The sequence below is a fragment of the Rhodoplanes roseus genome (assembly GCF_003258865.1).
GTDB classification, from domain to species: Bacteria; Pseudomonadota; Alphaproteobacteria; order Rhizobiales; family Xanthobacteraceae; genus Rhodoplanes; species Rhodoplanes roseus.
This window is the reverse complement of sequence record NZ_NPEX01000169.1, coordinates 7,015-13,203: the sequence shown is the minus strand read 5'-3', so window position 1 is coordinate 13,203 and position 6,189 is coordinate 7,015. Positions and strand designations below refer to the sequence as shown.

The window sequence follows — 6,189 nt, the reverse complement described above, 5'->3', positions numbered from 1 at the left end:
CTGCGGCTCGCCGACGACTCGGTCGGCGACCGCGGCACGGTCCGCATCGAATGGGGCGGCGCGACCATCACGCCGGTCGGCGCCGACGCCGCCGTGGCCACGCTCGTCTCGACCGCGAGCGCCGCGTCCACGCCGGGCCTGCGCGGTACCACCTCGGCGCCCGCCCGCGCGGAGCCGGTGGCGCCCGCCGTCGACCCGGAGGAGGTCGCGATCCTGCTCGACCGCGGCAAGGCCTTTTTGGTGCGCGGCGACCTCGCCGCGGCCCGGCTGCTGCTGCGGCGTGCCGCCGAGGCTGGCGACGCGCAGGCGGCGCTGCTGCTCGGCTCGACCTTCGATCCGGCGGCGCTCAAGCAGCTCGAGGTGGTCGGGGCGGTCGGCGACCCGGTACAGGCCCGCCAGTGGTATCAGCGCGCGGCCGAGCTAGGATCGGCGGACGCCGGCCGGCGAATCGAATCACTCTCCCGCGCGGCGCGCTGAGGCGGCGCGTCCTCGTCGGCGACCGGCGGCTCGGCGAGGGTGCCGCGCCAGCGGCCATAGCGCCACGGCAGCCACCAGCGTGCCCGGGCCGGCACTGCCGCCGGCACGAAGTCCAGCCCGCGCGTGCCGAACGGGTGGCAGCGGCAGAACCGCGCCAACGTGATCCAGCCGCCGGCCCACAGGCCGAATCGCCCGATCGCCTCGTCCCCATAGGCCGAGCAGGTCGGCACATGGCGGCAGTCGGAGCCCAGGAACGGCGAGACGGTCAGCTGATACAACCGGATCACACCGCGCGCCAAAAGCCGCGGGATCCGTGCAACGGTGTCGATAGACCTCTTGTCTGGCATCGTCCTTGCTAAGTAAACTTTCGAAAGCGCCGGTGCAAACACGTGCCGCGAAGCAACGGGACGACGGGCGAAAGTAATTTCGTACCGAGCGTGCAGAAATGCCGCCGGCGCAGTGCCGCAAAAGGGCCGCTTGCGACGGTCGAGTGCGTACGTAAGATCACAGTTGCCGTAAAGTCGCGTGATGTGGCCAGATTGCAGGAGAAATAAGGCAGCAAGTACAAGAAAAAAATCGGGTCACGAGAAGAAGCGTTGCTGAAACAGCACGGGGAACCACGATGAAACGTTCCTGGGTCGGCGGGCTCGTCCTTGCCGTTTGTGCCGTGCCGGTGGTCGCCGGCACGCCCGAGCTTCCGGCCAACCCCCGCGTCCTGCCGATGCAGTTCGTGCTGCAGGAACCGGCCGCGACCTGCGCGACCGACTGCCGTCCCCTGGTGTTCGCCTCGGGCATGATCACGCCCGACACGCCGCGCCGCTTCGAGGCCTTCGCCAGCGATCGGACCGTTCGCGACGCCAAGGTCGTGCTCGACTCGGACGGCGGCTCGGTGCTGGGCGCGCTGGCGCTCGGCCGCTCGATCCGCCGGCTCGGCTTCGACACAACGGTGGGCCGGGCGGATCGTTCCGGCGGTCTCGGAAAAACCGCGTCGATCGCCCCGGCGAACTGTGAATCCATGTGCGCCTTCGTGCTGCTGGGCGGCGTCGGACGCGACGTGCCGGCCCGCTCGCGGGTGCTGGTTCACCAGATCTGGCTCGGCGATCGCCGCGACGACGCCGTGGCCGCCTCCTATTCGGCCGAGGATCTCGTGCTGGTGCAGCGCGACATCGGCCACATCGTCCGCTACACGGCGGAGATGACCGGCAATCTCGGCGGCGGCGCCGAGCTGATCGAGATCGCGTTGCGGATCCCGCCGTGGGAGCCGATGCGGATGCTCACCCGCGACGAGCTGCGGCGGACCGGGCTCGACCGCGAGGCCGCGCCGGTGGCGGGGCTGCAGACATCGGCGGCGGTCACGCCGGTCGCCGCCGCGATCGAGCGGAACGCGGCGCAGGGCGAGCGCGGCTGGGCGGCCGTGGAGGGCGGCAGCGGCCTCATGCTGGTGCGCCGCCATCCGCTGACCGTCGAAGGCGAGCGGATAGGCAGCTTCGACCTCAGCTTCGGCTGCGGCGACGCGCCCGGCACCTATGCGCTGACCTATGTGGAGCGGCGCCAGGAGACCGGCCGCGCGACCGAGCCGGCGGCCCTCGACCAGGTCCGCCTGTGGATCGAGCAGACCGACCTGAAGTTCCAGATTCTGTCCTCGCGCAGCGACGGGCGCCAAGTGGAGAGCATCGCCGTGGCGACGGTTCCGGCCCCGCTGGTGCGGGCGTATGCGGCCATGGCGACGCGCTCGATCTCGGTGCAGACGGCGGCGGGCGGCGAGCCGGCGACCTCGATCCGCATCGGCAATGCCGGAATCGGCAAGGCGCTCGGCCAGCTCGAGACCGCCTGCGACCGCTCGCGCGGCAAGCCCGGGGCCCATGCCCGCCTGGAGGCGACGGCGCGCTGACCGGGCTGGCCCGGCAGGCAGGTCCGGCGTTCACGCGCGCCGGCGCTCAGGGCGTGCCGGCCGTCCGTGCCGCCTCGATCTGGTCCAGCGCCGAGACGACTGCATCGAATGTGAGCAGCGTCGAGGCGTGGCGCGCCTTGAAATCGCGCACCGGTTCCAGCACCGCGATGTCGGCCCAGCGGCCGTCCGGCGCCGGGCCGTTGTCCTTGAGCATCTTTCGCACCGCCTCGCGCAGCTCGCGCAGCTCCCCGGCGGTGGCGCCGACGACATGGCTGGCCATGATCGACGACGAGGCCTGCCCGAGCGCACAGGCCTTCACCACATGGCCGAAGTCGACCACCCGGTCGCCGTCGACCTTGAGATCGACCGTCACGGTCGAGCCGCACAGCCGGGAATGGGCGGTCGCGCTGGCGTCCGGCGCGTCCAGGCGACCGAGTCGCGGAATGTTGCCCGCGAGCTCGAGGATCCTGCGGTTGTAGACGTCGTTGAGCATGGCTTGCACGGGTTCTGGGGGCGGCTGGGGGCGATTTGCCTCGACCTCTGGCGCCGACTATATCCCCTCATATAGGATGCCGCCCCGGGCAGGCGAGAGGCGCTTGCGTCGGGGCCTGCCCGCTCCCACATGGATCGGGCAGTTCACCTTCGGCGACGTCCGGGTCTCTCCGGAGCGCGGCGCCGGGAGTTCGCCCGTCCCCTCGTTGCGCGGCATTGCCCTCCGGGCCGCCCGTGCCGCGTGCGACGTGCGGTCGTTGGACCGGTACGGTACCTCCCGGGTGCCGCCGAACGGAGACGTCGCTCGCGATGGACCATGTCATCAAGACGCTGACCCCCGCCGCGCGGCCGTCGGAGGCGGCAGAGACGACTGCGCCCTCGACGCTGGTGCGTCCGTCGCGCGCCGAGGCCGAGGCGGCCGTGCGGGTGCTGATCGGCTATCTGGGCGACGATCCGGACCGCGAGGGCCTGCTCGACACGCCTCGCCGTGTCGTCTCGGCCTACGAGGAGCTGTTCGGCGGCTATCACGAAAACCCCGCCGACGTGCTCGACCGGACCTTCTCGGAGATCGGCACCTACGACGACATCGTGCTGGTGCGCGACATCCCGTTCAATTCGCATTGCGAGCATCACATGATGCCGTTCGTCGGCAAGGCCCATGTGGGCTACCTGCCGGTCGAGCGCGTCGTCGGGCTGTCCAAGATCGCCCGGCTGATCGACATCTTCGCCCGCCGTCTGCAGACGCAGGAGCGCCTCTCCTCGCAGATCGTCACCGAGATCGACACGGTGCTCAAGCCGCGCGGCGTCGCCGTGATGCTGGAGGCGGAGCACAGCTGCATGTCGATGCGCGGCGTCCAGAAGGTCGGCAGCCGCACCATCACGACGCAGTTCACGGGCGTGTTCCGCGACGATCCGAAGGAGCAGTTCCGGTTCGTCAGCCTGGTCCGCAACGGGATCGGCTGAGCACGCGTCCGACCGGCGCCGCGGGGCAGGGGACCGGCGTTCGGAGTCGTCGGCTGTGAAAGTCGTCCCCGTCGGAACTTGCGTATCATGAAGACCGTGTTCGCGCCGCGCGGCACCACCGAGCAGATCGAGGAGGGGCGCGTCTTCGCCCCGAAGTTCGACGCCGACGGGCTGATCCCGGCGATCGTCGCCGACGCGTGGTCGGGTGACGTGCTGATGCTCGCCTGGATGAACGACGACGCGCTGGCGCGCTCGATCGAGACCTGCGAGGCGTGGTTCTACAGCCGCTCGCGCGGCAAGCTGTGGAAGAAGGGCGAGACCTCCGGCCACATCCTGCGCATCATCGAGATGAAGATCGACTGCGACCAGGACGCGCTGCTGCTGCGTGTCGAGCAGGCCGGACCCGGCGTCTGCCACACCGGCCGCGCGTCGTGCTTCTACCGCTCGGTGTCGCTGCGCGAGCCCGCCGGCCACATGCTGGTGCTGCAGTTCAAGAAGGCCGAGAAGGTGTTCGATCCGGACGCCGTGTACGGCGAGCACGCGGCGAAGGACAAGACGCCCGAGTAGCTCCGCCGCGGTCGCCTCGCGCCGCCGGTCCGCCACTCACGCAAAACGGCCGGGCAGGGGCCCGGCCGTTCGCGCTTTCAGAATCGGCGTGACACCGAGCCGGGCTCGGAGCCGGAGCCGATCACTCCTCCTCCTGGCCGGCCTGGCCGGCTTCCGGATTCTCGAAGAACTCCTCGGCCGCCGCCTCGGCGACCTCGCGATCCTCGCGCCGCGCCGTGACGTCCTCGCCGCGCGCGATGCGATCGGCCTCCTCGGCGTTGCGGGCGACGATGACCGACACCGCCACCTCGAGCTCCGGATGCAGCACGATCGGAACCTTGTGCTGGCCGATCGTCTTGATCGGGGCGTTGATGGCGACCTGGCTGCGGTCCACCGTGAAGCCGCCCGCCTCGATCAGGCCGGCGATGTCGCGGGTCGTCACCGAGCCGTAGAGCTGGCCGGTGTCGGAGGCCTGACGCAGCACCACGAAGCTCTTGCCTTCCAGCTTGGCGCCGATCTGCTCGGCCTCGGCCTTGCGCTCCAGGTTGCGCACCTCGAGCTGGGCCTTCATGCCCTCGAACTTCTCGCGGTTGGCCTTGGTGGCGCGCAGCGCCCGGCCCTGGGGCAGCAGGAAGTTGCGGGCGAACCCATCGCGCACACGCACGATGTCGCCCATCTGTCCGTGCTTGCCGACGCGTTCCAGCAGAATCACTTCCATGTCGTTTCTCCTTCGTGGAAACAGGGGAACATTCGGGATCAGACCGCGCCGCCGCCCGACGGCCCCGGAGGGCCTTTGGGGCCCGCGGGAGTCGGGGGGCCGCCGAAGCGTGTCCGCAGGCCGACCGCCGTATCGGCGAGGCCCACCAGCATGACGACGAACAGCGGCCAGCCGAACAGAAGGACGGCGGCGTAGAGGGTGGAGAGCACCAGCCCGCGGCTCTTCAGCCGGCGTGTCAGCGCATGGATCACGGTGAGGCCGAGCGCCGTGAAGGCGACCGAGAGGCTCGCGGCGACCATGCCGGAGAGGAGGCCGGCGAGCCCGGGGAGCAGCGAGGCGGCGATGGCGGCCGCGAAGGCCACGGCCGAGACCAGCGGAAACGAGATCTCGGCGAGCGCCGGCCAGGGCCGCGGCAGCCGGCCCGAGACACTGACGGCCTTGGCCGCGAGCCACAGGTTGAGCAGCAGCGTCACGGTCATCAGCGAGGCGGCGGCGGGCGGCAGGGCGATGGCCAGGAGCTCGAACAGCGGCTCCGGGTCCGTCGCGCCCGGCACTCCGGTGCCGGACGGCAGGCCGGCGTCGGGCCGCTGGCGGAACACGCGGGCGAAGCCGTCGCGCAGCGTGTCGCGAATCGCATCGACGTCGCTGCCGAAGGTCGGCAGCGCCAGCGCCACGGCGAGCGCGCCGAGCACGGCGGCCCACAGCACGATGCGGCCGGTCGGATACCAGTCGAGCGTCGGGGCGGCGGGATCGCCGGACGGCCGCGCCAGCAGCGCCAGATAGGACAGCCACCAGCCGGGCAGCGCGAGGCCGAGCAGGAAGACGAGGAAGAACAGGGAGCCGAACCACATCGCCAGGGCGGCGGTGCCGACCAGGGCGGCGAGCAGGCCGGCCCAATGGCTCCAGCCCAGTGCCGCGATCATCACGGGCAGCGGCGCCAGATAGAACAGCAGCATCGACAGGGTCGAGCCGGCGGCGAGCGCGGCGAATGTCAGGGCTGCTACGGCGCCGGCCCCGAGGCCGACCAGGATGAACTGGATCATCGTCTCGCTGTCCCGCTCGTGGAGCGGTTAGAGGCGGATCAGCGTCGTGCGCCTTAGGC

7 protein-coding genes and 1 pseudogene are annotated in these 6,189 nt (G+C 71.0%); 4 read left to right on the top strand and 4 right to left on the bottom strand.

All coding sequences use genetic code 11. The features are described 5' to 3' along the window. Window positions 1-477 (top strand): annotated as a pseudogene (locus tag CH341_RS20655) (SEL1-like repeat protein); the annotation flags it as partial. Here CH341_RS20655 and yidD read toward each other — a convergent pair. Then, on the bottom strand, window positions 405-824 hold the full coding sequence (gene yidD / locus CH341_RS20650) for a membrane protein insertion efficiency factor YidD (protein ID WP_111420867.1): 420 nt from the start codon (window positions 822-824) through the stop codon (window positions 405-407). The pseudogene CH341_RS20655 and the gene yidD sit on opposite strands and share 73 nt — an antisense overlap. A 275-nt stretch (window positions 825-1,099) precedes the next feature. Between yidD and CH341_RS20645 the strand changes: the two genes are divergently transcribed. Beyond that, window positions 1,100-2,368 (top strand): COG3904 family protein, encoded by a 1,269-nt coding sequence (locus CH341_RS20645; RefSeq protein WP_111420866.1) that lies wholly within the window; start codon window positions 1,100-1,102, stop codon window positions 2,366-2,368. 46 nt (window positions 2,369-2,414) lie between these two features. Here CH341_RS20645 and CH341_RS20640 read toward each other — a convergent pair whose 3' ends face one another. Next, window positions 2,415-2,861: an iron-sulfur cluster assembly scaffold protein gene (locus CH341_RS20640; protein ID WP_111420865.1), complete on the bottom strand. Its 447-nt coding sequence runs from the start codon at window positions 2,859-2,861 to the stop codon at window positions 2,415-2,417. 308 nt (window positions 2,862-3,169) lie between these two features. Between CH341_RS20640 and folE the strand changes: the two genes are divergently transcribed. Both folE and hisI read left to right on the top strand, forming a co-directional pair. After that, window positions 3,170-3,823, top strand: coding sequence for a GTP cyclohydrolase I FolE (gene folE, locus CH341_RS20635; protein WP_111420864.1), 654 nt, complete (start codon window positions 3,170-3,172; stop codon window positions 3,821-3,823). A gap of 87 nt (window positions 3,824-3,910) precedes the next feature. Then, window positions 3,911-4,390 (top strand): phosphoribosyl-AMP cyclohydrolase, encoded by a 480-nt coding sequence (gene hisI, locus CH341_RS20630; RefSeq protein ID WP_111420863.1) that lies wholly within the window; start codon window positions 3,911-3,913, stop codon window positions 4,388-4,390. A 121-nt stretch (window positions 4,391-4,511) separates the two neighbouring features. On the opposite strand, the gene rplI is transcribed toward hisI, so the two are convergent. Next, a complete protein-coding gene (gene rplI, locus CH341_RS20625) occupies window positions 4,512-5,087 on the bottom strand; it encodes a 50S ribosomal protein L9 (protein ID WP_111420862.1) in 576 nt (191 codons plus the stop codon). A 38-nt stretch (window positions 5,088-5,125) separates the two neighbouring features. Then, window positions 5,126-6,130, bottom strand: a complete 1,005-nt coding sequence (locus tag CH341_RS20620) for a DUF2232 domain-containing protein (protein ID WP_111420861.1) — start codon at window positions 6,128-6,130, stop codon at window positions 5,126-5,128. Between the last annotated feature and the right edge of the window lie 59 nt (window positions 6,131-6,189).